This is a genomic window from Nonomuraea sp. NPDC049486 (assembly GCF_040676925.1).
GTDB lineage: Bacteria > Actinomycetota > Actinomycetes > Streptosporangiales > Streptosporangiaceae > Nonomuraea > Nonomuraea ferruginea.
Map to the genome: position 1 here is coordinate 262,662 of NZ_JBFAPV010000003.1, position 26,521 is coordinate 289,182.

23 protein-coding genes are annotated in these 26,521 nt (G+C 72.6%); 7 read left to right on the forward strand and 16 right to left on the reverse strand.

Annotation, left to right across the window (positions count from 1 at the left end):
* The first annotated feature begins 114 nt into the window (after positions 1–114).
* Positions 115–1,098, forward strand: coding sequence for a DNA polymerase III subunit delta (holA, locus tag AB0K05_RS10070; RefSeq protein ID WP_246639584.1), 984 nt, complete (start codon positions 115–117; stop codon positions 1,096–1,098).
* Here the strand turns inward: holA and AB0K05_RS10075 are convergent.
* From AB0K05_RS10075 to AB0K05_RS10110, 8 genes are all read right to left on the reverse strand, one after another.
* A complete protein-coding gene (locus AB0K05_RS10075) occupies positions 1,095–2,177 on the reverse strand; it encodes a hypothetical protein (RefSeq protein ID WP_364228288.1) in 1,083 nt (360 codons plus the stop codon). The two genes, holA and AB0K05_RS10075, sit on opposite strands and share 4 nt — an antisense overlap.
* Positions 2,174–3,076 (reverse strand): hypothetical protein, encoded by a 903-nt coding sequence (locus AB0K05_RS10080; RefSeq protein ID WP_364228290.1) that lies wholly within the window; start codon positions 3,074–3,076, stop codon positions 2,174–2,176. The genes AB0K05_RS10075 and AB0K05_RS10080 overlap by 4 nt, the downstream gene beginning before the upstream one ends.
* 72 nt (positions 3,077–3,148) lie before the next feature.
* Positions 3,149–3,847, reverse strand: a complete 699-nt coding sequence (locus AB0K05_RS10085; RefSeq protein WP_364228292.1) for an ABC transporter ATP-binding protein — start codon at positions 3,845–3,847, stop codon at positions 3,149–3,151.
* The gene (locus AB0K05_RS10090) at positions 3,837–4,760 is read right to left on the reverse strand and encodes an ABC transporter ATP-binding protein (RefSeq protein ID WP_148033506.1); all 924 of its coding nucleotides are present in this window, start codon (positions 4,758–4,760) and stop codon (positions 3,837–3,839) included. Before AB0K05_RS10090 ends, AB0K05_RS10085 begins: the two co-directional genes overlap by 11 nt.
* Positions 4,757–7,348: an FtsX-like permease family protein gene (locus AB0K05_RS10095; protein ID WP_364228294.1), complete on the reverse strand. Its 2,592-nt coding sequence runs from the start codon at positions 7,346–7,348 to the stop codon at positions 4,757–4,759. Before AB0K05_RS10095 ends, AB0K05_RS10090 begins: the two co-directional genes overlap by 4 nt.
* On the reverse strand, positions 7,345–10,431 hold the full coding sequence (locus AB0K05_RS10100) for an FtsX-like permease family protein (protein WP_364228295.1): 3,087 nt from the start codon (positions 10,429–10,431) through the stop codon (positions 7,345–7,347). The genes AB0K05_RS10095 and AB0K05_RS10100 overlap by 4 nt, the downstream gene beginning before the upstream one ends.
* 206 nt (positions 10,432–10,637) lie before the next feature.
* Positions 10,638–10,910, reverse strand: a complete 273-nt coding sequence (rpsT, locus tag AB0K05_RS10105) for a 30S ribosomal protein S20 (RefSeq protein ID WP_148033503.1) — start codon at positions 10,908–10,910, stop codon at positions 10,638–10,640.
* 122 nt (positions 10,911–11,032) lie between these two features.
* Positions 11,033–12,019, reverse strand: a complete 987-nt coding sequence (locus tag AB0K05_RS10110) for a hypothetical protein (RefSeq protein WP_364228296.1) — start codon at positions 12,017–12,019, stop codon at positions 11,033–11,035.
* A gap of 58 nt (positions 12,020–12,077) precedes the next feature.
* On the opposite strand from AB0K05_RS10110, the gene lepA reads away from it, so the two are divergent.
* Complete coding sequence (lepA, locus tag AB0K05_RS10115) at positions 12,078–13,907, forward strand: translation elongation factor 4 (RefSeq protein WP_364228298.1); 1,830 nt, start codon at positions 12,078–12,080, stop codon at positions 13,905–13,907.
* A gap of 54 nt (positions 13,908–13,961) precedes the next feature.
* On the opposite strand, the gene AB0K05_RS10120 is transcribed toward lepA, so the two are convergent.
* The 4 genes from AB0K05_RS10120 to AB0K05_RS10135 all read right to left on the reverse strand — a co-directional run bounded on the left by AB0K05_RS10120 (position 13,962) and on the right by AB0K05_RS10135 (position 17,848).
* Positions 13,962–15,689 carry a DUF6297 family protein gene (locus AB0K05_RS10120; RefSeq protein ID WP_364228300.1) on the reverse strand — a complete coding sequence of 576 codons (1,728 nt, stop codon included), beginning with the start codon at positions 15,687–15,689 and terminating at the stop codon, positions 13,962–13,964.
* Between the two features lie 27 nt (positions 15,690–15,716).
* Complete coding sequence (gene ccmA, locus AB0K05_RS10125; protein WP_364228302.1) at positions 15,717–16,343, reverse strand: heme ABC exporter ATP-binding protein CcmA; 627 nt, start codon at positions 16,341–16,343, stop codon at positions 15,717–15,719.
* Positions 16,271–17,074 (reverse strand): acyl-CoA thioesterase, encoded by an 804-nt coding sequence (locus AB0K05_RS10130; RefSeq protein ID WP_364228304.1) that lies wholly within the window; start codon positions 17,072–17,074, stop codon positions 16,271–16,273. The genes ccmA and AB0K05_RS10130 overlap by 73 nt, the downstream gene beginning before the upstream one ends.
* Positions 17,075–17,140: 66 nt before the next feature.
* Positions 17,141–17,848 carry a hypothetical protein gene (locus tag AB0K05_RS10135; protein WP_364228306.1) on the reverse strand — a complete coding sequence of 236 codons (708 nt, stop codon included), beginning with the start codon at positions 17,846–17,848 and terminating at the stop codon, positions 17,141–17,143.
* On the opposite strand from AB0K05_RS10135, the gene AB0K05_RS10140 reads away from it, so the two are divergent.
* Positions 17,823–18,542: a hypothetical protein gene (locus AB0K05_RS10140; RefSeq protein ID WP_364228308.1), complete on the forward strand. Its 720-nt coding sequence runs from the start codon at positions 17,823–17,825 to the stop codon at positions 18,540–18,542. The two genes, AB0K05_RS10135 and AB0K05_RS10140, sit on opposite strands and share 26 nt — an antisense overlap.
* A 75-nt stretch (positions 18,543–18,617) precedes the next feature.
* A complete protein-coding gene (locus tag AB0K05_RS10145; RefSeq protein WP_364228310.1) occupies positions 18,618–19,250 on the forward strand; it encodes an MOSC domain-containing protein in 633 nt (210 codons plus the stop codon).
* Positions 19,251–19,310: 60 nt separating this feature from the next.
* On the opposite strand, the gene AB0K05_RS10150 is transcribed toward AB0K05_RS10145, so the two are convergent.
* Positions 19,311–20,561: a glycoside hydrolase family 18 protein gene (locus tag AB0K05_RS10150; RefSeq protein WP_148033495.1), complete on the reverse strand. Its 1,251-nt coding sequence runs from the start codon at positions 20,559–20,561 to the stop codon at positions 19,311–19,313.
* A gap of 99 nt (positions 20,562–20,660) precedes the next feature.
* Here AB0K05_RS10150 and hemW point away from each other — a divergent pair, with 99 nt between their 5' ends.
* Positions 20,661–21,881 (forward strand): radical SAM family heme chaperone HemW, encoded by a 1,221-nt coding sequence (gene hemW / locus AB0K05_RS10155; RefSeq protein WP_364228312.1) that lies wholly within the window; start codon positions 20,661–20,663, stop codon positions 21,879–21,881.
* Here the strand turns inward: hemW and AB0K05_RS10160 are convergent.
* From AB0K05_RS10160 to AB0K05_RS10170, 3 genes are read right to left on the reverse strand one after another with little or no spacing between them, the layout of a single operon-like run.
* Positions 21,874–22,515, reverse strand: coding sequence for a DUF4870 domain-containing protein (locus AB0K05_RS10160; RefSeq protein ID WP_364228314.1), 642 nt, complete (start codon positions 22,513–22,515; stop codon positions 21,874–21,876). The two genes, hemW and AB0K05_RS10160, sit on opposite strands and share 8 nt — an antisense overlap.
* Positions 22,512–23,321: a DUF3097 domain-containing protein gene (locus AB0K05_RS10165; RefSeq protein ID WP_364228316.1), complete on the reverse strand. Its 810-nt coding sequence runs from the start codon at positions 23,319–23,321 to the stop codon at positions 22,512–22,514. The genes AB0K05_RS10160 and AB0K05_RS10165 overlap by 4 nt, the downstream gene beginning before the upstream one ends.
* Before the next feature lie 17 nt (positions 23,322–23,338).
* Positions 23,339–23,899 (reverse strand): hypothetical protein, encoded by a 561-nt coding sequence (locus tag AB0K05_RS10170; RefSeq protein ID WP_261808756.1) that lies wholly within the window; start codon positions 23,897–23,899, stop codon positions 23,339–23,341.
* Between the two features lie 446 nt (positions 23,900–24,345).
* Between AB0K05_RS10170 and hrcA the strand changes: the two genes are divergently transcribed.
* Together hrcA and dnaJ are read left to right on the forward strand one after the other, a co-directional pair.
* On the forward strand, positions 24,346–25,365 hold the full coding sequence (hrcA, locus tag AB0K05_RS10175; RefSeq protein ID WP_148033491.1) for a heat-inducible transcriptional repressor HrcA: 1,020 nt from the start codon (positions 24,346–24,348) through the stop codon (positions 25,363–25,365).
* 11 nt (positions 25,366–25,376) lie between these two features.
* Positions 25,377–26,519: a molecular chaperone DnaJ gene (gene dnaJ / locus AB0K05_RS10180; protein WP_148033490.1), complete on the forward strand. Its 1,143-nt coding sequence runs from the start codon at positions 25,377–25,379 to the stop codon at positions 26,517–26,519.
* The last annotated feature ends 2 nt before the right edge of the window (positions 26,520–26,521 follow it).

Consider the following 26,521-nt stretch of genomic DNA (forward strand, 5'->3'; position numbering starts at 1 on the left):
ACCACCGGTCGCTCCCACGGGTATGGCCGGACTGAACCGACCACCGACCGCTCCCACGGGTGTGGCCGGGGTGGGTTGGTGTCTCTGCGTTTTGGGATGGGGGGAGGGCGTGGGATGCTGCTCGACATGGCGGGAAGCGATCCGGCACCTGTGACCTTGGTCGTCGGGGATGAGGAGTTGCTGGCGGAGCGGGCCGTAAGCCAGGTGGTCGCTGCGGCGCGGGCCATGGATGCCGGGGCCGAGGTGCACGATCTCGTCGGGTCGAAGGTGACGGCGGGGGAGCTGACGCAGTTGACGTCGCCTTCGCTGTTCGGAGACCGGACCGTCGTGGTCATCAGGTCCGCGCACGACCTGGGCAAGGACGTGATCGCGGAGGTCGTCGCCTACGCCAAGCGGCCGTCCGACGACGTGGTGCTCGTGCTGGCGCATCCCGGCGGGGTCAAGGGCAAGGCGCTGGTCGACGGGGTGAAGAAGGCCGGGGCCGAGGTGGTCACCGTCACCAAGGTGACCAAGGCGGGGGAGCGGCTGGAGTTCGTCAAGGGCGAGTTCAGACGGGCCGGGCGGGGCATCTCGGGGGAGGCCGCCCAGGCGCTGCTGGAGGCGGTGGGCAACGACCTGCGGGAGCTGGCCGCCGCGTGCAACCAGCTGATGTTCGACACGGAAGACAAGACGATCACTCCGGCGGCGGTGGCGCGCTACCACAGGGGGCGCGCCGAGGTGACCGGGTTCAACGTCGCGGACTCGGCCGTCGAGGGGCGGCTCGGCGAGGCCCTGGAGCAGTTGCGGTGGGCTTTGAGCACGGGGGTCGCGCCCGTGCTGCTGGTGAGCGCGCTGGCGGGCGGGCTGCGGTCCATCGCCAAGGTCGCCGGGGCGCCGCGCAACCTGCGGGGCGGGCAGCTGGCGAGCCACCTGGGCATGCCGCCGTGGAAGATCGAACGGGTCAGGAAACAGGTCAAGGGGTGGGGGCCGGAAGGGCTCTCGCGCGCCATGCAGGCCGTGGCCGACGCCGACGAGCAGGTCAAGGGTGCAGGCGCCGACCCCGCCTACGCCTTGGAGCACACCGTCCAGGTCATCGTGGCCAGCCGCACCGGCCGTTAGGGAACCTCCGGGCGGTCCTCGGCCTGGTCACGTCCGGTCGCGCGGCGTTCCCGCAGGTTCTCGGCCTGGTCACATCCGGCCGGGCGATGTTCCCGCAGGTCCTCCGCCTGGTCACGTCCCGCCGTGCTACGTTCCCGCAGGTCCGCCGCGAGCCCTTCCTTGCGTACCCGTACGTCGACGTAGAGCAGGACGAGGACGGCCACCAGCCAGGCGTAGTAGGCGGCGGTGGCCACAGTCGTCGGCACGTACGTCACCACGTCCACCCACTCGGGTGTCGCCGGGACCTGGCCGAGAAGCAGCGCCAGTGCGAGCACGGCGGTGAGCCAGATCGGCAGGAGGAAGGTCACCACGATCGCCACCGTGGCGAGGAGTTCGAGCAGGAGCATCCCCAGGACCCGCGGCAGGTTGTTGCCCACCAGGAGGGCGGAGCGACGCAGCGCGCCACCGAGGCGGAGCGGCTCCAGCGCGGCCGTGACCGGCGCGAACAGCAGAGCCAGCGCCATCATCAGCCAGACCAGCAGCGGCAGCGTGGTGATCTGCCAGGTGTACGGCAGCAAGGACAGGACCTCGGAAACCACCGCCGGGTCCGCAGGGGCGTCCCCGTCGGCCAGAGGGCGAAGCCCGTACCAGAAAAAGGCTCCGAGCGCCGCGATCAGCCCGAGGACCACCAGCTGCGGCACCACGGTCAGCAGCGCGGTCACCCCGAGCACCGGCCGTATCCTGCGGGCCAGCAGGCGGAGCGCCGTGCGGATGGTCACCGGTTCCCCGGTGAGCGCCTGCACCACGAGGACCGCCTGCAGAGCCCCGGTCAGTGCGAAGACCGCCAGGACGACGGCCTGGCCGAGCAGGAGCGACAGCACCGACAACTGGACGAGTTGTTCCCGCGTGGCGCCGGAGGTCGTCAGCGGGGTGACCAGCGCGCTCCACGCCCACAGGACCAGGTCGCCCGCGAGGGTGAGGACGAGCGCGGACCCGACGAACGGGAGCGGATGGCGGCGCAGCAGCAGGACGGCGGTCGCCCAGATCTCCAGGATGTTCCGGGGCGCGAGCGGCGGTGGCGGGTGGGCGGCGGCCGTCACGACGGCTCCCCGGTGGCGTCCTCGCGGCTCAGCCGCTTGTCCTGGTCGGCGAACTGCACCACGGCGAGCATCGACGCGGTCGCGAGGACGCAGGTGAGCATGGCCCACTTGACGGCGACGAGCACGGTCCACCCGGCCGGCCCGAGACCGCCGGCCGGGTCGTCGCCCGTGGCGCGTAACAGCACGGCCGCGCCGAGGATCCCGCCGAAGCCTTCGAGAAGCGCCCGCAGCACGCAGCGGGCGGAGAGAATCTTGAGGAACTGGCCGCGGGTCAGCCGCCGGGACAGTTTGACGGCCTGCCGGCCGCCCAGCCCTTTCACCGTGACGCCGGGCGCGGCGAAGGCGAACCGGATCTCCACGGCGGCGACCACGAAGAGGGCGGCCAGGAAGAACAGCGGCCCGGCTCCCGGGAAGCCGGACACCGGTATGTCCCGCTCGGCGGCGACCGGGAAGAGCGCGTACATCGCCAGTCCCAGGGAAGTCAGCAGGAAGGTCAGCCCGCACAGCCGGGCCAGGCCGCGCCACGTGCCCGGCGGGGAGTTCGCGCCGATGACCGTGGGCGCCAGCAGACCGCTGAGCACGACGATCGCGGCGCTGTTCACCGCGAGGATCGCGATCGCGCTCAACGCGTCGGCGAACCGTGTCCACAGGAACGTGTACTCGTGCCAGATCGCCGGCCGCTCGATGACGCGCGCCAGCAGCGACTGTGCGAGGAGAGCCGGGACGGCCACCACCGCGGCGCGCCACAGAACGGCACGCGGATGGCGGCGCACCTCTGAGAACGCCTCGACGACCTGTTCCTCGGCGGGCTTCCACGGGGGCGGCGGGGGCGGCTCCTCATGTGGGGGGACGGGCAGGGCCGCCAGCGGTCGTCCGGTGGGATCGCGGTCGTCAACCACGCTCCCATTGAACTCCGCACACGGCGACCCGGCCAGGGTCCCACCGGCGGATTACGCGGGCCCGCCGCCGGGTCAGGATTCCTGGAGCGCGGCCTCCCGCAGCGTGCCGTCGCTGATCTCCAGCACCCGGTCGGCCAGCGTGATCAGGTTCGGGTCGTGGGTGGCGACCAGGGCGGTGACGCCCTCGCTGCGGACCAGGGCGCGCAGCAGTTCCATGATCTGCCGTCCCGTCTGCGAGTCGAGCTGTCCGGTCGGCTCGTCGGCCACCAGCAGGCGCGGCCGGTTGGCCAGCGACCGGGCGATGGCCACCCGCTGCCGCTGACCGCCCGACAGCTCGTACGGGCGCTGGTTGGCGTGCTTGTCCAGCCCGACGAGGGCGAGGAGGGTGCGGACCCGCTTCTCCCGCTCCTCGACCGGGATGCGGGCCAGCCGCATCGGCACGCCCACGTTCTCGGCCGCCGACAGCACGGGGATCAGCCCGAACGACTGGAACACGAACCCGATCACGTCCCGGCGCAGCGCCAGCAGCGCGTCCTCGGGCAGCGCCGTGACCTCCTGCCCGGCCACCACCACCCGCCCGGCGTCGGGCCGGTCCAGCCCGCCCACCTGGTTGAGCAGCGTCGTCTTGCCGGACCCCGACCGCCCCCGGACGGCGATCAGCTCGCCCGGGTAGGCCTCGAACGACACCTCCCGCAGCGCCACGACCTCCTCCGGCCCCGTCCGGTAGACCTTGCGCAGCCCTTCGACCACGACCAACGGCTCACCGCTCATCGGCGGGCTCCTCCCGTACCGGCCACACCCCGATGTGGTCGCTCTCCAGTTCCAGCCGGACACGGCGTTCCATGTCGAGCGCGTTCGTGAAGTCGCGGGGCAGCTGGAGCCGTCCCACCCGGTCGAGCACCGCGTACTCCTCGGCGACGATCTGCCCCTCGGCGCCCTCGCGGCGCAGCGTCTCGCTGCTGGTGCGCCCGTCGCGGATGCCGATCGTGCGGTCGACCTGCTCGGACACGAGCGGGTCGTGGGTGACGACGACCACGGTGACGCCCAGTTCGCGGTTGGCCCTGCGCAGCGCGCCGAACACCTCCTCGGACGTCTCGCTGTCGAGCTCGCCGGTCGGCTCGTCGGCGAGGATGAGCTGCGGCGCGTTGGCGAGCGCGACGGCGATGGCGACCCGCTGCTGCTCGCCGCCGGACATCTCCGGCGGCTTGCGGCCGGCGCAGTGGCTCACGCCCATCAGGTCGAGCAGCTCGGCCGCCCGTTCGCCGCGCCGCCGGCCCGCGAGCACCATGGGCAGCTCGACGTTCTCCCGCCCCGTCAGGTAGGGCAGCAGGTTGCGCGCGGTCTGCTGCCAGATGAACCCGACGACCTCGCGCCGGTAGCGCAGCCGGTCCTTGGCGGTCATCGCCAGCAGGTCCATCCCGGCGACCCGCGCCACCCCGGCGGTCGGCACGTCCAGCCCGGACAGCACGTTGAGCAGCGTCGACTTGCCGGACCCGGACGCGCCCACGATGGCGAGCAGTTCGCCCTTCTCCACGACCAGGTCGAGGCCCTGGAGCGCGACCACCTCGACGCCCTCGGTCTTGTAGATGCGTACGAGGTTGTCGCAGACGATGTGCGCGTCACCTCCGAAAGCGGCCTTCTCCCGGCCGGCCTCCGCCTCCAGCTCGGACAATGTCGGGTTCAAGACAGGTCTCCCACTCTCAGGACGGCGCTCACGTCGCGGCGTCGGCTGATGGCGGCGTGCGCGTACGCGCCGAGCACGGCGACGACGGCGAGCCCGGCGGCCAGCGCGGCCGGGGTGGTCAGGTCGAGATCGTAGCCGCCGACGGCCAGCCCGCCGGCGTAGGCGGACAGGTCGATGCCGGGGCCGAGCGCGGCCGGCAGGCCGAGCCCGAGGCCGAGCCCGACCAGCGCGGTGATCAGGACCATCGGCAGGATCTCCAGCACGGTGAGCCGCCGCGCCTGGCGGTCGGACAGGCCCAGGGTGCGCAGCAGCGACAGCGCCCTGGCCCGGTCGGCGGCGCCGATCACCAGCGTGATGAGGACCGCGACCAGCGCGTACCCGGCGAGCGCCACCGTCACCACGAGCAGCGTGGCGCTGACGGTGCCGGTCATCGGGTCGGCCTGGATGGCGGCCAGCGTCGCCGCCTGCGTCTCCACCCGGGCGTCCGGCACGGCCCGCGCCAGCGCGGCCCGGTCGGCGGCGCCGGAGACGAGCAGCGCGTTGACCACCGGCCGCGGGTTCACGTCGAACGGCAGCACGATGAACTTGCCCTCGGTGAAGAAGCCCGGCACCGCGGTGACCACGTCCCTGGTGGTGATCGTCAGCCGCGACTGCCAGCCGATCTCGAACGTGCCGCGCCCGCGCAGCTCGTGCGACACCAGCGCGGGGATGCCGGAACCGGCCGCGGGCGGCGCGGGCAGGCTGACCGGAGCGCCCGCCACCAGCTCCCGCCACCCGGCCAGGTCGACGGCGATCACCTCGGCCCGCTCCGCCGTGTGGCCGACCTGCACGTCGGCGAGCTGTACCGGCACGACCCGGGCCACGCCGGGCACCTGACGCACCCGCTCGACCTCCCCGGCGGTGAGCTCCCGATCGGAGGTGATCTTGACCGGCGCCCCGACGGCCTGCCACGAGGCCAGCCGCTGCGTGCTCGCCACGCTGCCGGAGATCACCGAGGCGAACACCGACACGCCCAGCGCGGGCAGCAGGATCAGCACCGGCAGCACACCGGACGAGCCCGTCCTGGCCGCCCGCGTCAGCCCCAGGAAGGCCACCGCGGTCCGGCCCCCGGCGGCGGCCCGGACCAGCAGGCGCAGCGGGTACGGGTAGCAGCGCATGGTGATCAGCGCGGCGGCCAGCGTGAGCGCGAGCGGCACCACCAGCAGGAACGGGTCCAGCCCTCCGGCGGCCGTGCCCCGGGTGCGCAGCAGGTAGGCGCCCGCCAGGGCGAGCCCGACGACCAGCAGTTCCAGCGTGATCCGCCGGGTGGACGGCTGGGCCGCCACCACGTCCTCACGCCGCTCGTGCAGCGGCGCCCGGTGGGCGACGGCGATCCGCGCGGCGGCGAACGCCACCGCCGCCACCGCCACCGCGACAGGCCCGGCGTGCACGACCGGCGGCACCGGCCCGGGGAAGAGGTACGAGAGCGCGTACCCGGCGGCGGCGGCCGGCCCGATCACCACGGCGACCAGCCCGGCGCCGGTCCCCGCCACCTGCCGCAGCGACCCGCCGCGCGCCCGCGTCAGCGACAGCGCCCGGTCCATCCGGTCGACGAGGAGCCGCACGGCCAGCAGGATCACGCCGACCGCCACCACGAGCAACCCGCCGAGCACCAGGAACATCACGGTCTGCGCGGTCGCCAGCGCGGCGCGGAACCCGTCCAGCAGCCCGGGCAGCCCGGTGGAGACGACGGTGCCGGACACCAGGCCGGGCTGCACCTTCAGCACCCGCTCGAACTCCGTGACGGCCGCGTCCAGCTCGTCCACCTGACGCGCTCCGGTCCGGGCGGCGTCCACCGGCAGGACCCAGCGGTAGGACAGATTCCGGTCCGCGCCGCTCAGCCGGGCCAGCCCGGCGTCGGCGATCAGCGCGGTGGTGTAGTGCTCGTAGTCGAGCGAGCCCGGCGGTTGCAGCCGCGTGACGTGCAGGATCTCACCGTTGTGCGACCAGTAGTCGTCACCCGCGTCACGGGCGCGGAAGACGCCGACGACCTTCACGGCCGCGAAGTCGCTCTCGCCGAGGATCTTCAGGTCGCCGACCTTCAGCCCCATCATGTCGCGGGCCTCCGCCGACACCCCCACCTCGTACAGCGGCACCGTCTGCCCCTGCCACCGCGTCGTGCCGACGCTCCCGGGAGCCCGGCCCTCGGCCCACTCCACCCGCCGCTCCCCGTCGGACAGCCAGCCGAGATTGAGGTACGTGCGACCGCCGGAACCGTTCACCGGCGTGTCGTACGTCTTGGCGCTGGCGTGCCCGGCGCCGCCGAGCAGGCCGCTCAGCGGCTCCGGCACCAGATCCCGGTACTGCTCCCCGTACGAGGCAAACTGCGACGGCTCGCGCAGGTCGCTCTCCGGACCTGACGAGCGCAGCTCCACGGCCACGTCCCGCTGGTAGGCGGGCGCGGCGGCCAGCGACTGGCGCAGCGCGCCGTCGAAGGCGGCCTGCATGGTACGCGGCAGCCCCGCCACGAGCACGCACGCGCTCAGCACGAGCAGCGCGAGCACGGCCACCGCGCCCCGGTGCGCCCGGGCGAGCCGCAGCACCCTCACTGGTCCTCCCCGATGCGCAGCACCCGGCCGAGGCCCTGGCGGCGCAGGTTGCGCGCCAGGACGGCCACGATCGCGAACAGCACGGCCGCCACCCCGGCCAGCAGGGCCGCGGTCGCTCCCCATGGGATGTCGAGCAGCACCTCGGGCGTGACCGCCGACGCCTGCCCGGTCAGCACGATGTGCGGCACCACCAGGCCGCCCACCACGACGGCCAGCGCCGTACCGGCCACCAGCGAGAGCACGATGACGAACGCCTGCTCGACCGCCAGCAGCCCGAACACCTGCCGGGAGCTGACGCCGAGCGCGCGCAGGATCGTGAACTCGGCCATCCGCTCGCGGGCGGCCACGGCCGCGTTCACCAGGAAGCCGAGCGCGGCGAACACCAGCGCGGACAGGAAGCCGAGGATGAGCGCCCCCTGCAGCCCGCTGGCCAGCGGGTCGTCGCGCAGCCCGGCGGCCAGCTCGCGCTGGTCGGTCACGGTGACGTCCCACTCGGGATGGCCGCGCAGCTCCCGCGCGGCCGGCGCGGTGTCGCCGCCCTCGACGGCCAGCCACCACTCGGTGGCGGGCCTGGGCTGCTGCCCGGTGGCCAGGCCGTGCGCCTGCAGGGTCCCCCAGTCGGCGAGCAGGGCCGGCTGGTCGGGCTCCGTGGTGGGCATCCGTTCGACGACCCCGGCCACGGTGACGTCGACGACCTCGCGGTCCAGGTTGATCCGGCCGGTCTGTCCCGCCGCCAGCTTGTTCGCGGCGGCGAGGTCGGCGGTGAGCACGACCGGCAGCGGGAGCCGCTCCCGTACCGGGGCGAACCCGGCCGCGACCGGCCGCTCGCCCGTCACCTCCAGCCGCACCTCGGGCGCGCCGACCGGCCGCCCGTCGGCGCTCAGGCCGGACAGCGTGACGACCGTCGTGCCCTCCGCCGGGGCGCCGGCGGTGAAACCGCGCACCGCCAGTGGGTAGGCGATCTCACCACTACGCCCGGCCAGCCCTTTGAGATCAGCGCTCAGCCGGCCGTTCCCGGCGGCGGTCAGCGGCAGGTCGCGCCACACGCCGAGAGAGTCGGAGACGCGGACACGCAGTGGCAGGATGCGGTCCATCCGCGCCTCGACGGCGAGTGCAGAGGGCCGGCCGGGCAGTTCGAGTCCCCCGTCCGCGGGCCGGTTCGCGGCCAGCGCGCGGCTCATGCCGGCGACGGGCCGCGCCGACAGGTCGGGGCGGAGCCGGAAGAGCGCCTCCAGCTCGGCGGCGTCCAGGGCGAGCAGGACGGCCCCTTCGCCGCCCACCTCCACCTGGCCGCGGAAGGCGGGCGAGGCGGTGGTCACGCCAGGCAGCGCCGCGAACGCGCTGCCCCGCCCGGACGACCCCAGCTCGGGCGAGTCCGGCGGGCCGGACAGCCGCAGGTCCGCGCCGGCCTGGTGGCGCGCCTGGTCGAGCTGGGAGCCCCGCCAGGTGGCGGCGGTGGCCATGGACACGATGCCGATCGCGATCGCCATCGTGAGCAGCAGCGCGGGACCCGCGTAGCGGAGCGGACGCCGGCTCACCTGCCAGGCGCCGAGTGCGGGCGCCAGCCCCGGCCGCCGGGCGGTGATCCGCTCTGCCAGCCGGGACACGCGCGGCACCAGCCGCAGGCCGAGCATGCCGCCGGTGAGCAGCGCCAGCGCGGGCCCGGAGACGATGAGCGGATCGATGCCCAGCCCTCCGCCGGAGGTGCCGGTGACGGGCGAGCCGTAGTGCCGGAGCTGCCAGATCGCCAGCGCCGCCACCGCGAGCAGCGCCAGGTCCGCGCCCGCCCGCTCGATCAGGCCGCGTCCCGCGCCGCGCCCGCGCGCGGTCTGCTCCTCGACGTAGGTGCGGCGCGCGCCCGCCAGGGCGGGCAGCGTGAGCAGCACGGCGGCGGCCAGGGCCACGCCGGACGAGACCAGGAACGTGCCCGCGTCCGCCGCCGGCGCCAGGCGCACCCCGCTGGCCGCGATCCACGGCAGCGCGTTGACCGCGGCCAGCAGCGGCGGCCCGAGCAGCGGCGCCGCCACCGCGCACGGCACCGCCACCAGCAGCGCCTCGCCGCCCGCCAGCGCCGCCAGTCGCAGCGTGCCGGCGCCTCGCGAGCGCAGCAGCGCCACCTCCATCCGCCGGTGGTCGGCCAGCAGCCGGGCGGTCAGCATCAGCGCGTACGCGGCGAGCAGCAGCAACTGCAGCACCGGGATCAGCATCGTGGAGCGGGCCACCAGCGAGGCGGTGTCGAGCTGGGTCAGCATGCCGGGAAGGCGGGTGACGGCCGTGCAACTCGGGCAGCCGTCCGCCTTGAGCGACTCGGCCAGGCCGCTCACGCCCGCGGCCAGCGGACGCAGGCGTTCCGGGGTGATCGCGCTCAGGTCGGGGACGGCGGTCCAGGTCGTGCCGACGTTGGTGGCGAAGCGGGCCAGGAACGTCTCGCGCGGCACCATCAACGGCCCGTACGTGGTGAACTCGCCGTGCTCGACCCCGCGGCTGAGCAGCTGCTCGCCGGCCCAGCGGTCGCCGTACGGGTCGGCGAGCTGGAAGACGCCGGTGACCCGGACCGTCACCGGCCTGCCGTCGAGCCGGCCGCGCACGGTGATCTCCTGCCCGCTCTCCAGCCCGGAGGCCGACGCCGCGGACAGCGGGATCGCCGCCTCGACGACGCCGTCCTCCGCGGGCTCCGGCCACGTGCCGGACACCAGCCGGGCATGCCCGTCGAGACCGTCGTAGCTGCCGAACCGCAGCAGCTCCGGCACCTCTCGGCCCTCCTGGCCCGGCATCGTGTACGAGTCGGAGTGGAAGCTCGTCGAGAACGCGGCGGGCGTGCCGCCGAGCGACTCGGTCACCCGGCCGCGCACCGCCGCGTCGAGCCGCGGGAACGTCTCGCCCGTCACCGGGGCGCTCACCGCCACCGCCACCTGGCGCAGCGGCGCGGTCTCCATCGTCCGGCGCACGCCTGCCTCGGCGATGGAGGAGGCGTACATGGTCAGCGCGACGAGCGTGGTGGTGGCCAGCAGGATGGACCCGAAGGCGGCCAACAGCAGGAGCGGCTCGCTGAACGCGCGCTTGACGACCAACGGCCCCCGCATCCGACCCCCCAACATCCGCTCCTCAGGAGGATTGGGGAGGGCGTCACCGAGGGCAAGAGCGCGATGTCAACGGTGACGGAGAAGATACGGCCCGGCGACGCGTATGTGATATTGAAACTGTGACATTGCTCTTGGGACTGTGCCCGAGCAGCAGAAAACGCCGCACCCCGTGAGGGAGTGCGGCGCTCCTATGGCCGGACCGGCGCCTACTTGGCCGCGGCGAGCGCGGCGGCCTGCTTGGCGATCGCCGACTTGCGGTTGGCGGCCTGGTTCTTGTGGATGACGCCCTTGCTGGCGGCCTTGTCGAGCTGACGGGCGGCCACCTGCTGCAGCGCCGCGGCCTGCTCGACGTCGCCCTGCTCGGCGGCCTCGCGGAACTTGCGGACCGCGGTCTTGAGAGAGGACTTGACAGCCTTGTTGCGCAGGCGAGCCTTCTCGTTCTGCTTGTTGCGCTTGATCTGGGACTTGATGTTCGCCACGAAGAAGCCTCGGTGAAGTCTAAAGGTGGTGGATGAAGCGCGCGGGCTCGAGAGAGGGCGCGCCACACGCAGTTGCTCAGGCTACCAATAACTCAGGTGGCCGCTCAAATCAACGCCCGGTTTCAGGATAACCAGTTTTCCTCGTACTCCCGCCAGTCCTCCTCGGTCGCCGCGAAGTCCACGTACAGCGCCAGCCCGAACCGCTCGCGCGGGCCGTGCTCCGACAGCGCCAGCTTGGCGCCCTGGCCGGCCACGGCGACGCTCTCCGCCGCGTCGCTCCACGGGACGCCGTGGTCGTGGTAGGCGGGGGCGCCGACGAACAGGGACTTCGACTCGGGCACCAGGTCCAGGGCCAGCTCCGCCTGCCGTACCACGTGTCCGCCGTACAGCGACTCCAGCGGCAGGCCGGAGTCGTACGTCATGACCGCGACCTGGTCGACCCGGGACATGACCTCCTGGAAGTATCCGGGCGACCAGTACTTGTCGTGGCCCATGACGGCCCTCGTGCCGATCCGCATGAGCGGGTACGGCTCGATCTGCGGGGTCGAGGTGGACACCAGGGAGGCGTGCCGCCTGGTCTCGTCCAGCAGGACGAGGAAGTCGGTGTCGCCGTCGCCGAGCGGCTCGAAGTTGTAGTGGACGCCGTCGTACCCGGCCTTCATGACGGCCGCGACGCCGTCGAGCACGTTCCGGCGGGCGGCGGGATCGTCCAGGTCCAGGCCGTTCTTGACCTTCTGTCCGAGCCACGCGGAGATGCGCACGCCCGGCATATGCCGTTTCGCCCACTGGACGAACTGTGAGGCGTTCGGATACTTGGCCGGATCGAGCCTCCCGTCCAGCTCGAAGGGACCGGAGTGCACGTACAGGTCCTTGACGCCGGTGGTGCGCAGGCGCTCGGCGAGGACGCGCACGTCCTGCTCGTCGCGGCGGCCGTCGACCCACATGTGGCCCAGCCAGAGGGCGTCGTTGCCGGTGCTCATCGCCCACCCGGCCGGAGCCCCGGTAAACTGGAGCCGGAACGCGGCGGCTAAGACGCCGATCAGCGCGACCATGACGACCGAGGCGAGCGCGATCAGGCGCAGGCCGCGGCGGATGACGGTTCGGGACATCACCCGGGCATGTCACCATGAAAGACGCTTGACCTCAAACCTGTCGGAACGGACTTCGGTGCGCACTCAGCCTGGCCAGACAGACCCCGCGTTGATCCGCAACTTCTGCATCATCGCGCATATCGACCATGGCAAGTCCACGCTTGCCGACCGGATGCTGCAGATCACGGGGGTGGTCGACGACCGCTCCATGCGCGCTCAATACCTCGACAGGATGGACATCGAGCGAGAGCGCGGCATCACGATCAAGTCCCAGGCCGTCCGGCTGCCGTATGACGGCCACGTCCTCAACATGATCGACACACCGGGTCACGTCGACTTCACCTACGAGGTGTCCCGGTCGCTGCAGGCGTGCGAGGGCGCGATCCTGCTGGTCGACGCTGCCCAGGGCATCGAGGCGCAGACCCTGGCCAACCTCTACCTGGCCATGAACGCCGACCTGCACATCATCCCGGTGCTCAACAAGATCGACCTGCCGGCGGCGCAGCCGGAGAAGTTCGCCGAGGAGCTGGCGGGCCTGATCGGCTGCGACCCGTCCGACGTGCTGCGCGTGTCGGGCAAGACCGGCGAGGGCGTGCGCGAACTGCTCGACCACGTGGTGCGGGAGGTGCCGGCCCCGGTCGGCCGGGCCGACGCGGCCGCGCGGGCGCTCATCTTCGACTCGGTCTACGACACCTACCGCGGCGTCGTCACGTACGTGCGGGTGGTCGACGGCCACCTGGGCAAGCGCGAGCGCATCCTCATGATGTCGACCGCCGCCACCCACGAGACGCTGGAGATCGGCGTCATCTCGCCCGAGCCGCGCCCGGCCGAGCTGGGGCTGGGCGTCGGCGAGGTGGGCTACCTGATCACCGGGGTCAAGGACGTGCGGCAGTCGCGCGTCGGCGACACCGTCACCTCCGCCGTCAAGTCCGCCGGCGAGATGCTGGCCGGTTACGAGCACCCCAAGCCCATGGTGTTCTCCGGCCTCTACCCGATCGACGGCGACGAGTACCCAGAGCTGCGCGAGGCGCTCGACAAGCTGCAGCTCAACGACGCGGCGCTGGTCTACGAGCCGGAGACGTCGGCGGCGCTCGGGTTCGGCTTCCGCGTCGGGTTCCTCGGGCTGCTCCACATGGAGATCGTGCGCGAGCGGCTGGAGCGCGAGTTCGGGCTGTCGCTGATCTCGACCGCGCCCAACGTCATCTACCGCGTGATCATGGAAGACGGCAGCGAGCTGACCGTCACCAACCCGTCGGAGTTCCCCACCGGCGGCAAGATCGCGCAGGTCTTCGAGCCGGTGACCAAGTCGACGATCCTGGCCCCGTCCGAGTTCATCGGCGCGATCATGGAGATCTGCCAGGGGCGGCGCGGCAACCTCCTCGGCATGGACTACCTCTCGGAAGACCGCGTCGAGATCCGCTACACACTGCCGCTCGGCGAGATCATCTTCGACTTCTTCGACCAGCTCAAGTCGCGCACCCGCGGCTACGCCTCGCTCGACTACGAGCCGGCCGGGGAGCAGGAGGCCGACCTGGTCAAGGTCGACATCCTGCTGCAGGGGGAGCCGGTCGACGCCTTCAGCGCCATCGTGCACCGCGAGAAGGCCTACACGTACGGCACCGAGATGGCCAAGAAGCTGCGCGAGCTGATCCCCAGGCAGCAGTTCGAGGTGCCGATCCAGGCCGCGATCGGGGCCCGGGTCATCGCCCGCGAGAACATCCGCGCCATCCGCAAGGACGTCCTGGCCAAGTGCTACGGCGGCGACATCTCCCGTAAGCGCAAGCTGCTGGAGAAGCAGAAGGAAGGCAAGAAGCGGATGAAGATGGTCGGCCGGGTCGAGGTGCCGCAGGAGGCGTTCGTGGCCGCGCTGTCGACCGACTCCGGCTCCGACAAGCCCAAGAAGTAAGGGCTCTACCGCTTCTGTCGGTACGCGTACGCGCGGCAGACAGCGGGTCGGCGCTTATCGAGCCTTCTGTCGGTACGCGTACGCGGCGAGCGCGCCTAGGCCGGTGACGGCTTGGGCGGCCAGGTGGCCAGACGGGTCCGCGGGCTGTGTGACCAGTGCGGCGAGCGTCGGGAGGCTGCCCAGCAGGGCCAGGTCCGGGCCGGTGGCCGCCCAGAACACCGGGCCCGTCGGGATGGCGCCCGCCGGGGTGTCGATCAGCGGCAGCGAGTGGTCCACGGGCGGCCTGCGGGCCATCCGGAGCGCGCCCGCCGCCAGGGCGGGCGCGGCCAGTGGTCCGAACGCCCACCAGGGGCCCGCGACGGCCCCGGCCGCCGCCAGCCAGCCGAGCGCGGCGGCCATCCAGGCGGCGGCGAGCAGCGCCGGCAGCAGCGCGCGGGCCAGCAGGGCCGCGCGCGTGCCGACGGCGGCCAGCCGGGCGAGCGCCGGATTGTCGGCGTCCCGCCGCGCCCCGGCCACCGCGCTCGCCGCCACGGCCAGCGCCCCGCCGATGAGCAACGCGGCTGGCGCCAGCCCGCCCACCAGCGCACCGACTCCCTCCATTGGCACGCCACCACCGGCGGTTGGCCCGCTTGCGATGCCCGTGAGGTTTTCCGCGGTTGGCCCGCCTCCGATCCCCGTGAGGTTTTCCGCGGTTGGCCCGCCTGCGATCCCCGCAAGGGTTTCTGCGCTCTGCCCGCCTCCGGCGCTTGCGGGACTTCCTGCGTCCGGCATCCCCGTGAGGCTTTCTGTGGCTGATCCGCGGCCAAGGTTGGTGGGGGCGGCGCCGGTGGCTTGGGTGAGGAGGGCAGGGAGGGTGGTGGTGGCCGCCATCAGGGCCAGGCGGCCGGGGCGGCGCGCCACCCGGCGCCAGTCCTGCCAGGCCAGCGCGAGCGGGGCCGGCAGCGACGGCCAGCGCCGGGAACGCAGCCGCCTGCCCCGCCAGTGGTCGTCCTCGGCCGCCCAGGTGAGCGCGCCGGGATCCAGCTGCGTCGCCGCCGTGGTCAGGTGGCGTGCCCTCGTCGCCGCGCCCATCAACGTGCCCGCCGGTATCCGGTCGAGCGCCGTCCACGCATGACGTACCAGAAGGGCCGCCGCCGCCAGCGCGCCCGCCGCGGCGGCTCCGAGGGCCTGCACCGGCGCGGCGGCGACGGCGGCGAGCGGTTCGCGCGCCGGTCCGATGGCCGCGGCCACCGCCACCGCCAGCACCGCCACCAGCGCGACCGTCGACCAGGTCTGCCACGCCTGCGATCCCTGGCCGAGTACGGCCAGGGCCATCCCGCCGGCGCTCGCCGACATCCCCAGCACCACCGCCGCGAGCAGCCGCCAGACGAGCTGGTCGGGAGCTCCCAGCGCGGTGAGCAACGCCAGCCCGAGCAGCGCCCCGGCCGCGAGCGTGATCACCGCGAGGATCCGGACGGGCCGCCCTAGCAGCCCTCGGCGGCCGACGCCCGACAGCAGCAGCCACGAGGCGTCGGCGGCCGGCAGCACCACCGGGCCCGCCGCCCGTCCCAGGGCCAGGAATCCGGTCAGCGCCAGCATCACCAGCGCCACCCCCGGCCCCATCCGGCCCGCGTCCACCTGCCCGGCGAGACCCGTCACGGCCGTGGTCACCGGGTTGCCGAAGACGGCCACGGCGATGGCCAGCATGAAGACGGAGACGTACCGGTCGAGCAGGCTGACCGGCCGGCGCTGCCGTGACCGGACGAACGCGCGTGCGAGGCGGGCGTCGGTGGCGTCGTTCATGGTTCCTTCTCGGTGATCGGACGGCGGTCAGGACGTGAGCTGGTTGCCCGGGAAGACCTGGCGGGCGCCGGTGGCGAGGGCGGCGTCGTGGGTGGCCGCCACGACGGTGCCGCCGGCGGCGGCGTAGTCGGCGAGAAGGGCGCCGAGCCGCTCGCGGAAGGCGGCGTCGAGGCCGCGCTCGGGCTCGTCGAGCAGGAGGAGCTCGCTGGGCCTGATCAGGGCGGCGGCCAGGGCGAGGCGCTGGCGCTGGCCGGTGGACAGGTTGAGCGGAGGCGCGTCGGCCCGCGCGGACAGCCCGAACAGCTCCAGCGCCGCCTCGACCTCCAGCCGGGGTTCGCCGTGGACGGCCCGCATCAGCTCCAGGTGCTCGCGCGTGGTCAACCCCGGGTACCACGCCGGTTCGTCGGCCGCCCACGCCACCCGGCGCCAGAAGGCGGGCCCGTCGACCGGGGGCGCGCCGAACACCTCGACCGATCCGGCGGACACCGGCACCAGCCCGGCCAGGCAGCGCAGCAGGGTCGACTTCCCCGACCCGTTGGGGCCGACGACGGCCACCACCTCGCCGCGCGCGACCGCCAGGCTCAGGTCTCGCAGCACGGGAACGCCTTCGAGCTCGACCGTGACGCCGCGAACCTTGATGATCTTGTCGTCCACATCCCGAGCCTAGCCATCGTCGCGCGGATCCGGGGCCTCCGGTCAGAGACCCAGCAGCTCGGGTGAGGCCGCCGGCGGGCCTTCGGATCGTCGACCAGCCGTCGCGCGCGCAGGTCGAGCAGCCGCCGGGCGCGCAGGTCGAGCAGCCCGCCGACGCCCGTCAGCTCGGCGGCCAGCTCTCCGGCGGGGCGCGGGAACTCCTGCCGCACCCGGAAGGTCCTGCCCTCACTCCACTCGAACGCGCACGTCACGTCCACTTCGTCGCCCGCGCGGAGGTAGCGGATGGTGTTCTCCAGCGTGACGGGGCCGACGCCGCTCCGCAGGTCGTCCGCCCCGATCCCGGCCGCGCGCAGCAGCTCCCAGCGGGCATGGTCGCCGTACTGCGTTGTCGAGGTGGCCCTGCGCGTCGATCTCGTAGCCGCGTACGGAGAAGCTCGTCGCCGTTCCTCCAGCCAGCGGTGCGACTTGCCGGTGAGGTAGCGCAGGCCGTCGTCGCCGATCTCGACCCAGTCGCCGCGTGTCCAGCCCTCGGTGATCTGGAGGGCGAACCCGTGGCGCTGGGAAGCTCCGAGGACTCCTTCTGGGTGAGCCCGCGGCAACCCCCACTCCTGGATCACCTGGGCCGTCCGCTCGTCCTCGCTCGCCGGTTCGTGCTCGCCGAGCGCCGCCCCGACCTCTTCCAGGCCGCGTGCGACCAGGCGCAGCCCGGACTGCAGCCGCTGTGTGTCCATGCTCTCCATCGATTGGTAGCGATTGCCTGGCGAATCGGGCGACGCTTTCGAAGTCGACGGGTTCTCTCACTCGTGGGGGAGCAGGTAGCGCCACGAGAGCGCGAGATGCCCGCCGGTCGGCAGGCGGTAGATGTGCCATGATCCGTCGCCCGGTATCAGCCGGGTGATGGCGGTCGCCTTGTGGCCCTTGTAGTCCTTCCGGGCCGAGGTCGTATCGGGTGGCAGGGGTACACCCTGCGGCAGGGGTTCCGCGGTCGTCCCGGGGGAGGCGAGCCGCTCGGCGGACAGGCGTACGCGATCGGTGGAGTAGGTCCGGCCCCGCGCGGTGACGCGGCCCGCGAGATGGGAGAGACGGTCGCGGGCGGTGACGAGCGCGGCGTCGTAGCGGGTCGCGGCGTGCTCCAGGTACGGCACGTGCACCTCCCGCATCCCGCCGCCGCCGTCCACGCCGAGGATCGTCGTGGGCGCGTCATGGAACGCCGGCGAGCCGGGCCGGGGCGAGGCGGTGGCGGGTTGCCCGGCCAGATCCTGATCCAGGGCCTTGACCAGGGCTTCCACCTCGGCGGGCGGCAGGTGGAGCTCGTGGGCCGCGCCGGCGATGGCCCGGCCGTCGGCGTAGACCACCAGCGTCGGAGGGCGGACGGCGCCGAGGCCGGGTGCGGCCAGCCCGCCCACCCGCAGCCACTGGGCGACAGGACGGCCGGGAGCGGCCGGTTCAGCGGCGGGTCGGTCGGCCGAGGCCGTGGCCGTGGCCGTGGTGGCCTGGCTGGTCACAGTGGCCAGGCTGGTCGCGGTGGTCGGTGTGGCCGGGTTGGTCGAGGTGGCGTCGCTGGTCGAGGTGGTCGGTGTGGCCGGGCTGGTCGAGGTGGTCGGTGTGGCCGGGCTGGTTGAGGTGGTCGGTGTGGCCGGGCTGGTTGAGGTGGTCGGTGTGGCTGGGCTGGTGGCGGTCGTCCGTGTGGCCGCTGGAGGCGCGGTCGTCGGCGTGCTCTCGCCCGCTTGGTCAACCCCCGTGCCGCCGCACGCGGCGAGCACCAGTGCCGAGGCCGCGGCCCAGCTTCTTCTCATGCCCCTGAGACGATCACCTTCGGCGCGCGGTTCAGAAGTGACCCGCTTCTCGGGCATCCGCCGGGAGGCCGGAGTTTTGTCGGTGGGCCCCGTTAGCTTGGGCATCCGAACACCTGTGCGACTGGAGGGTGAGATGATGGCTGCTGAGCGCATGGAGCGTGCCGCTGTGCTGGGGGTCGCCGTGGCTGAGGAGACGCGGCGGTTGCTGCGGGCCCACATGAGGCCGGCGGTGCTGGGCGACGACGGCAAGGTCGTGGTCGACGTGCCCTATCCCGACGCCGCCGTGGTGACGGCGCTGCTCGACGTGGCGGCCGAGTGCTTCGGGGAGCGGGGCGCGTCCGTGGAGGAGGCGCGCCAGGCCGCCCTGGAGACCTTGTTAGACCTCGCCGACGACCGGGCCTGACGTGGCGGAGATGGTCACCTGTCTGGCCTGGTACTTCATCGCTCAAGGCAAGGAGGCTCCGATACCGTCCCCCGTATGCGTGTTATATCGGTAAATATCGGGCAAGCTGTCGACGCTGACTGGGCCGGGAAGCTGAAGCGCACGGCCATCGACAAGCGGCCGGTGACCCACCGCGTGGCGGTCCTGGCCAACGGCCTGGCCGGTGACGAGCGTGCCGACAAACCCAGCCACGGATCCCCCGGCCAGGCCGTCTACGCCTACGCCAGGGAAGACTACGACTGGTGGGAGCGGGAGCTGGGCCGCGAGCTGCGTGACGGCAGGTTCGGCGAGAACCTCACGACCTCGGGGCTGGACGTCAACGGCGCGCTGATCGGGGAGCGCTGGCGGATCGGCAGCACGCTCCTGGAGGTGGCCGCCCCCCGCGTGCCGTGCGTGGTCTTCCGCAACTGGCTGGACGAGCCCCGCTGGGTCAAGCGCTTCACCGAGGCCGCCCGGCCCGGCGCGTACCTCAGGGTGCTGGAGCTGGGCGAGCTGGGCGTGGGCGACGAGGTGGAGGTGGTCCACCGGCCGGCGGCGAGCGTGACCGTGGCCGAGTCCTTCCTGGCCTACCACGGCGACGAGGAGCTCCTGCGCCGCATCCTGGAGGTCCCCGGATACGACGAGCGATGGGACCGGGTGGCCGAGCGCGTCCTGGGCGTGCCCTCGTAGCTTCGGGGGACTCCCCGCGTGGGCGCGAGCGCGCCCACGCGAGGGATCAACGCGGGGAGGTCACCTCAGGACCTTGTGCAGCGCCGTGGTGAGCGAGGCGCGGGAGTCGTCCTGGTCGATGGACCACAGCATGGCGCCGCCCAGCCCCTTGAGCCGGATGTACGCGGCCTTCTGCAGCATCACCGCCGGGTCGTCGTACGACCAGAACTCGTTGCCGTCGTACATCCAGAGCGTGCCCGTGAGCAGGTCGCGGTGGCGCTTGCCCGGCTTGGTCACGAGGTCCTTGTAGTCCTCGACGCCGGCGGCCCACTTGCCGGGGGCGGGGCCGGTGGCCGCCTTGTAGAGGCCCTTCCCGCCGCCGGTGACGCCGGTCCAGCCCTGCCCGTACGCGGGGACGCCGATCACGAGCTTGCGGGCCGGGGCGCCGCGCCGCAGGTAGTCGCGGACGGTCTGGTCGACGCTGTAGCGGACCTCGTTCGGGTCGCGCCCGTCGGTGAACAGGTTGCCCTGGTGGCCCGTCCGGAGCTCCCAGTTGCCGCGCAGGTCGTAGCCCTGGACGGTGGCGAAGTCGAGCAGGTCGAACACCCGCCGCACCTCGAAGCCGGCGTCGATCTTCGCGGCGGCGGCGGGGAGGAAGGCGCTCAGCTCGGCGTCCCGGGAGTACGCGTCGAGCTGGGCGCGCAGTTCCTCCAGGAACAGGGTGAAGTTCCGCCTGTCCTCCGGCCTGATCACGTTGCCCTCGGCGCCGGACGAGCCCGGCCACTCCCAGTCGAGGTCGATGCCGTCGAACACGCCCGCGCCCGCGCCGGGCTCCAGACCGGGCAGGTTGCCGCGCAGCCACAGGTCGATGCAGGAGGCGGCCAGCCTGGCGCGCGACTCAGGAGTGAGCACGGCGTCGGAGAAGTGCTTCGAGCCGGTCCAGCCGCCCAGCGAGATGAGCGCCTTCAGCCGGGGGTGCTTGGCCTTGAGCTTGCGGAGCTGGTTGAGGTTGCCGTTCAGGGCCTGGCCGGGCGCGTCGGCGACGCCGTCCACGCTCTGCTCGGCCGGCACCGGCCGCTGCCAGTCGGCCCACGGGTCGGGGGAGTAGCAGTCACCGGCGGCGTCGACGAAGCCGAAGGCGTAGTTGACGTGGGTGAGCTTGGCTGCGGCGCCGCTGGTGTCGACGTCCTTGACGTGGTAGTCGCGCCCGTAGACGCCCCACTGGACGAAGTACGCGACCCGCTTGAAACGGTCGCCCCCGGCCTCGGCGGGCAGCGCGGTCACGGTCAGGGACAGTAAGACGGAGAGGGCGATGAGGATGCTCTTCTTCACGGGGTGCGCCTCCTGACTTATAGGAAACTTTCCTATAAGTTGTCCCGGATCGTAGATCTCCTGGATCGGGCAGTCAATGGGACCGGGCAGACTGGAGACGTGCCTTCCACGCTGCCTGACGGAGATCCCGCGCCCGCCTCCGGCGAGCTGCCCGAGAGCGCGCTGCGCGGCCTCGGCGAGCGGCCGTTCGGCTTCTACGTGCACGTCCCGTTCTGCGTGACGCGCTGCGGCTACTGCGACTTCAACACCTACACCGCCGCCGAGCTAGGCCCCGGCGCCTCACACGGCGACTACGCCGACACCGCGATAGCGGAGGTACGGCTCGCGCGGCGGGTGCTCGGCGAGGCCCGGCTGCCGGTCGAGACGGTGTTCTTCGGCGGCGGCACCCCGACCCTGCTACCCGCCCGCGACCTGGGCAGGATCCTCGCGGCCATCGACGCCGAGTTCGGCCTGGCGCCCGGCGCCGAGGTGACGACCGAGGCCAACCCCGAGTCCGTCGACCCGCGCTACCTCGAAGAGCTGCGCGAGCGCGGCTTCACCCGGGTCAGCTTCGGCATGCAGAGCGCCCGCGAGCACGTCCTGCGGGTGCTCGACCGGCAACACACCCCAGGCAGGGCCGGCCAGGCCGTGCTGGAGGCCAGGAAGGCCGGGTTCGAGCACGTCAACCTCGACCTGATCTACAGCACTCCCGGCGAGACCGACGACGACTGGCGCGCCTCCCTGGCCGCCGCCGTCGAGGCCGGGCCCGACCACGTCTCGGCCTACTCGCTCATCGTCGAGGACGGCACCCGTCTCGCCGCCCGGATCCGGCGCGGCGAGCTGCCGATGCCCGACGACGACGTGGCCGCCGACCGCTACCTCATCGCCGACCAGATGTTGGCCGAGGCAGGGCTCCGCTGGTACGAGGTGTCCAACTGGGCCACCGGCGACGCCGCCCGCTGCCGCCACAACCTGCTCTACTGGACCGGCGGCGACTGGTGGGCCGTCGGCCCCGGCGCCCACAGCCACGTCGGCGGCACCCGGTGGTGGAACGTCAAGCATCCGGCCCCGTACGCCCAGCGCCTGGCCGCCGGCCACTCGCCCGCGCACGCCCGCGAGGAACTGACCGCCGAGGATCGCGAGACCGAGCGGCTCATGCTGGAGCTGCGGCTCGACTCCGGCTACCCGCTGGCCGACGTGGCGCCCGGCGCGCGCCCGAAGGTCGCCGCGGCGCTGGCCGGCGGGCTGCTGGAGCCGGAGGCGTTCAAGGCCGGGTGCATGGTGCTCACCCTGCGCGGCCGGCTGCTGGCGGACGCGCTGGTCCGCGACCTGCTCACGTGATGAGGCGGATGTTGATCGGGTAGCGGTAGTTCTGGCCCCGCTGCGCCGCGATGGCGGCCTGGATCTGGAAGATCAGCGCGATGATCCAGACGATCGGCAGCAGCAGGAGGCCGATCAGGATGATCGAGAAGAGGGCGGCGACGATGAAGCCGATGAACATGGTGATCTGGAAGTTCAGCGCCTCCGCCGACTGGTCCCTGACGTACGGGGACTCGTCCTTCTTCATCAGGTAGACGATCAGCGGGCCGACCCAGGAGACCAGCAGGCCCAGCAGGTGGGAGACCATGGCCATGGTGGTGTCGTCGGTGCCCGGGCGCGGGCCGTACCTGCCGGGGACGTGCGGTGGCTGCCGGTGGGGGGCGGCGTAACCGTACGGAGGCTGTTGGTGACCGTACGGCGGCTGTGGCTGCTGCCCGTAGCCGTAACCAGGTTGCTGCCCGTACCCGGGCTGCTGTCCGTAGCCGTGGCCGGGCTGCTGGCCGTACCCGTAGCCGGGCTCGGAACCGGGCTGCTGGCCGTACCTGTACCCGGGCTCGGAGCCGGGTTGCGGGCCGTAGCCCTGCGGGGGGTTGTCGGTGGGGATGCGGCGGGTCGCGTCCTCGTCGGACGGCGGTGGGTGCGGATCCTGGCTCACGATGCCTCCGTAACGAAGTCGATCAGTTCCTCGACCCGGCCGAGCAGTTCCGGCTCCAGGTCGGCGTAGGTCGAGACGGCGCCCAGAATGCGCCGCCACGCGTCGGCCGGCTCCATCCGCCAGCCCAGGGCGGCGATCACGCCCTCCTTCCACGGAACCCCGCGCGGCACCTCGGGCCAGGCCCGGATGCCCAGCGCGGACGGCTTGACCGCCTGCCAGATGTCGACGTACGGGTGGCCCACCACGAGGACGTGCGGCGAGGTCACCTGGGCCGCGATGCGGCTCTCCTTGGAACCCGGCACCAGGTGGTCGACCAGCACTCCCAGCCTGCGCCCCGGCTCGGGGCCGAACTCGCCGACGATCGCGGGCAGGTCGTCGACGCCTTCCAGGTACTCCACGACCACGCCCTCGACCCGCAGGTCGTGACCCCAGATCTTCTCCACCAGCGCCGCGTCGTGCACGCCTTCGACGTAGATGCGGCTCTTCCTTGCGACCCTGGCCCGCAGCCCTTCGACCGCGATCGACCCCGAGGCGCTGCGCCTGTGACCCCGCGGCGCGGCGGCCTGCGGCCGCACCAACGTCACGACCCGCCCTTCCAGCAGGAAAGCGGCGGGCGCCAGCGGGAACAGCCGCCGCTTGCCGAAGCGGTCCTCCAGCGTCACCGCCTCCTTGTCGCAGGCCACCACCGCGCCGCAGAAGCCGCTGTCGGCGTCCTCCACGACCAGGTCCGGTTCGGCGGCCACTTGGGGGATCTTCCCTTTGCCGGGACGCCGCCAGTTTCCCGCTAGAACATCGCCGTCGTACACACGGGGACCGTAGCAAATCACCCGGCCGTCGCGAGGCGCTTGCGATGGCCGCTCCGCCGCATCAGGACGACCACCGTCACGATGATCGCGCCGAGCACGCCCACGCCGGGGATGAGCAGCAGCGCCGCCAGTCCTCCCACGATGCCGCCGGCCGCCGAGAGCGCGTCCCTGCCCACGCCGAACAGCACGTCACCCTGTTCCTGGATGACGCAGGTGAGCTGGTACTCGCCCGCGGCGGGCGCGTTGACCAGCAGGATCTGCTCCCACGTCCGGCTGCCGGCCGTGACCGTCTGCGAGCCCGGCGCGTTGACGAGCCGCGCCTGGCCGGGCCCGCCGGAGATCTCGCAGCGGTAGTTCACCCGGGCGTCGGTGGAGACGTAGACGGACGGTCGGTCGTCGGGGTCGAGCGAGACCGTGACCGTCTCGCCGGCGGCGAACGTCGTGGACGGGGCGATGTCCTCGACGGTGTTCACGATGCCGGTGACGAACAGGACCACGCCCGCCACGACGCACGCGACGGCCACGCCCCACGCGACCGCGATCCACCGCAGCCGCGGGCGGAGCTCCTTCGGGTCCACCTGGCGTCCGTAGGGTGCTCCCGGCGGCCCGTACTGCGGCCCGCCGAACTGCGGCTGCTGCCCGTACCCGTAGCCGGGCTGCTGCTGACCGTACGGACTCCCGCCGTACGGCCCGGGACCCGCTTGGGGCGGGGGCCCGTAGGGGCCGGGGGGTTGAGATCCGTACGGGTTCGGGCCGGAATGTGGGGGTGGCGGCGCGTACGGGGAAGGTTCACCCTGGGGATAAGGCTGACCAAAAGGAGGATCCTGCCCTGAAGGCGGATCAACAGGCCGCTGGGGTGGATTGTCGTTCATGTCGGCAATTGTGATGCTTGTCGTTCACGCGTGCCAGCAGCGGGGACAACGGTGTTATCGCACCCTGTGAGCGAGACCCGTACACTTGGCACTCGGGAACACAGAGTGCTAGGTCTGGCGTTTCCCTGAAAGCGGCGGTAGGAGGTGCGCACGTGCTCGACGATCGGAAGCTCGCGGTGCTACGCGCCATTGTCGAAGACTACGTTTCGACCAACGAACCGGTGGGCTCCAAGGCGCTCGCCGAGCGTCACAATCTGAAGGTGTCGCCGGCGACCGTGAGAAACGACATGGCGGCGCTGGAGGAGCAGGGTTACATCGCCCAGCCCCACACCAGCGCCGGGCGCGTGCCGACGGACAAGGGCTATCGCCTGTTCGTCGACAGGCTCTCCCAGGTCAAGCCCCTGTCGGGGGCCGAGCGCCGGGCCATCGAGACGTTCCTGGCGGGAGCGGTCGACCTCGACGACGTGGTGATGCGCACGGTGCGGCTGCTCGCGCAGCTCACCCGTCAGGTCGCCGTCGTGCAGTACCCGACGCTCAACCGCTCGACCGTGCGCCACGTCGAGCTGGTGCCGCTCCACGACCGCCGCGTCATGCTGGTGCTGATCACCAACATGGGCCGCGTCGAGCAGCGCATGGTCGAGCTGCCCGAGGTGGTGGAGGAGCACCGCATCGCCCACATGCGCGGGGTGCTCAACGACTGCCTCGACGGCTGCGGCCTGAGCAGCGTGCCCGAGCTGGTCTCGGACCTGCCCGAGCGGCTGCCGGTCGACGAGCGGCCGGCGATGGCCACGATCCTGTCCGTCCTGCTGGAGACGCTCGTCGAACGGCACGACGAGAAGATCGTGTTCGCCGGGGCGGCCAACCTCGCCGGCGCCGACCTCAGCGTCGGCCTGCGCGAGGTGCTCGAAGCGCTGGAAGAGCAGGTGGTGCTCATGCGCCTGCTCGGCGAGACTTCCTCAGACACACCTTCCGCCCTCACCGTGCGCATCGGATCGGAGAACGCCTACACCGGACTGCGGGGCACGTCCATCGTCGCGACGGGATACGGTCAAGGCGACAACCAACTGGCCCGGCTCGGCGTTCTGGGCCCCACCAGGATGGACTACCCCGTGACGATGGGCGCCGTGCGCGCGGTGGCACGCTACGTCAGCCAGATTCTGGCTGCATCTTAAGAGGTCGATAAGTGGCAAACAGCGACTATTACGCCGCCCTCGGGGTGCGCCGTGACGCCAGTCAGGACGAGATCAAGAAGGCCTACCGCCGGCTGGCCCGCGAGCTGCACCCCGACGTGAACCCTGACCCCGCCACGCAGGAGCGGTTCAAGGAGATCACGCAGGCCTACGAGGTGCTCTCCGATCCGAACAAGCGCCAGATGTACGACCTTGGCGGCGACCCGTTCGGCGGCGCCGGGGCGGGTGCGCCGGGCGGCGGCTTCGGCGCCGGCTTCCCGTTCAGCGACATCATGGACGCGTTCTTCGGCACCGCCACGGGCGGCGCCCGCGGCCCGCGCTCGCGCGCCCGCCGCGGCCGCAACGCGACGATCCGGGTCGAGCTCGACCTGCGCGAGACCGCGTTCGGCACCACCCGGGAGCTCCAGGTCGACACGGCCGTGCTGTGCGAGGTGTGCCAGGGCGTCGGCGCGGCGCCCGGCACCCACCCCGACACCTGCGACATGTGCAACGGCCGCGGCGAGATCTCCCAGGTCACCCGGTCCTTCCTCGGGCAGGTCATGACCACGCGGCCGTGCCCGCAGTGCGGCGGCTTCGGCAGCATCATCCGCCACCCGTGCCAGGAGTGCTCGGGCGACGGCCGGGTCCGCACCCGCCGCACGATCAAGGTCCGCATCCCCGCGGGCGTCGAGGACGGCACCCACATCCAGCTCGCCGGCGAGGGCGAGATCGGCCCCGGCGGCGGCCCGCCCGGCGACCTCTTCCTGGAGATCGTCGAGCGCTCCCACGAGATCTTCGAGCGGCGCGGCGACGACCTCCACTGCACCGTCCAGATCCCGATGACGGCCGCCGCGCTCGGCACCGTGCTCACCGTCGAGACCCTCGACGGCGCCGAGGAGATCGACGTCCGCCCTGGCACGCAGTCGGGTCAGGTCATCACCATGTACGGCCGCGGCGTGCAGCGCCTCAACGAGACCGGCCGCGGCGACCTGCTCATCCACGTGAACGTGGAGACCCCGTCCCGCCTCGACCCCCCGCAGGAGGAGCTGCTGCGCGAGCTGGCCAAGCTGCGCGGCGAGGAGCGGCCGCCGGGCAAGTTCGCGCCCGGCCAGCAGGGTTTCTTCTCCCGTCTCCGCGACGCCTTCAACGGCCGCTGACG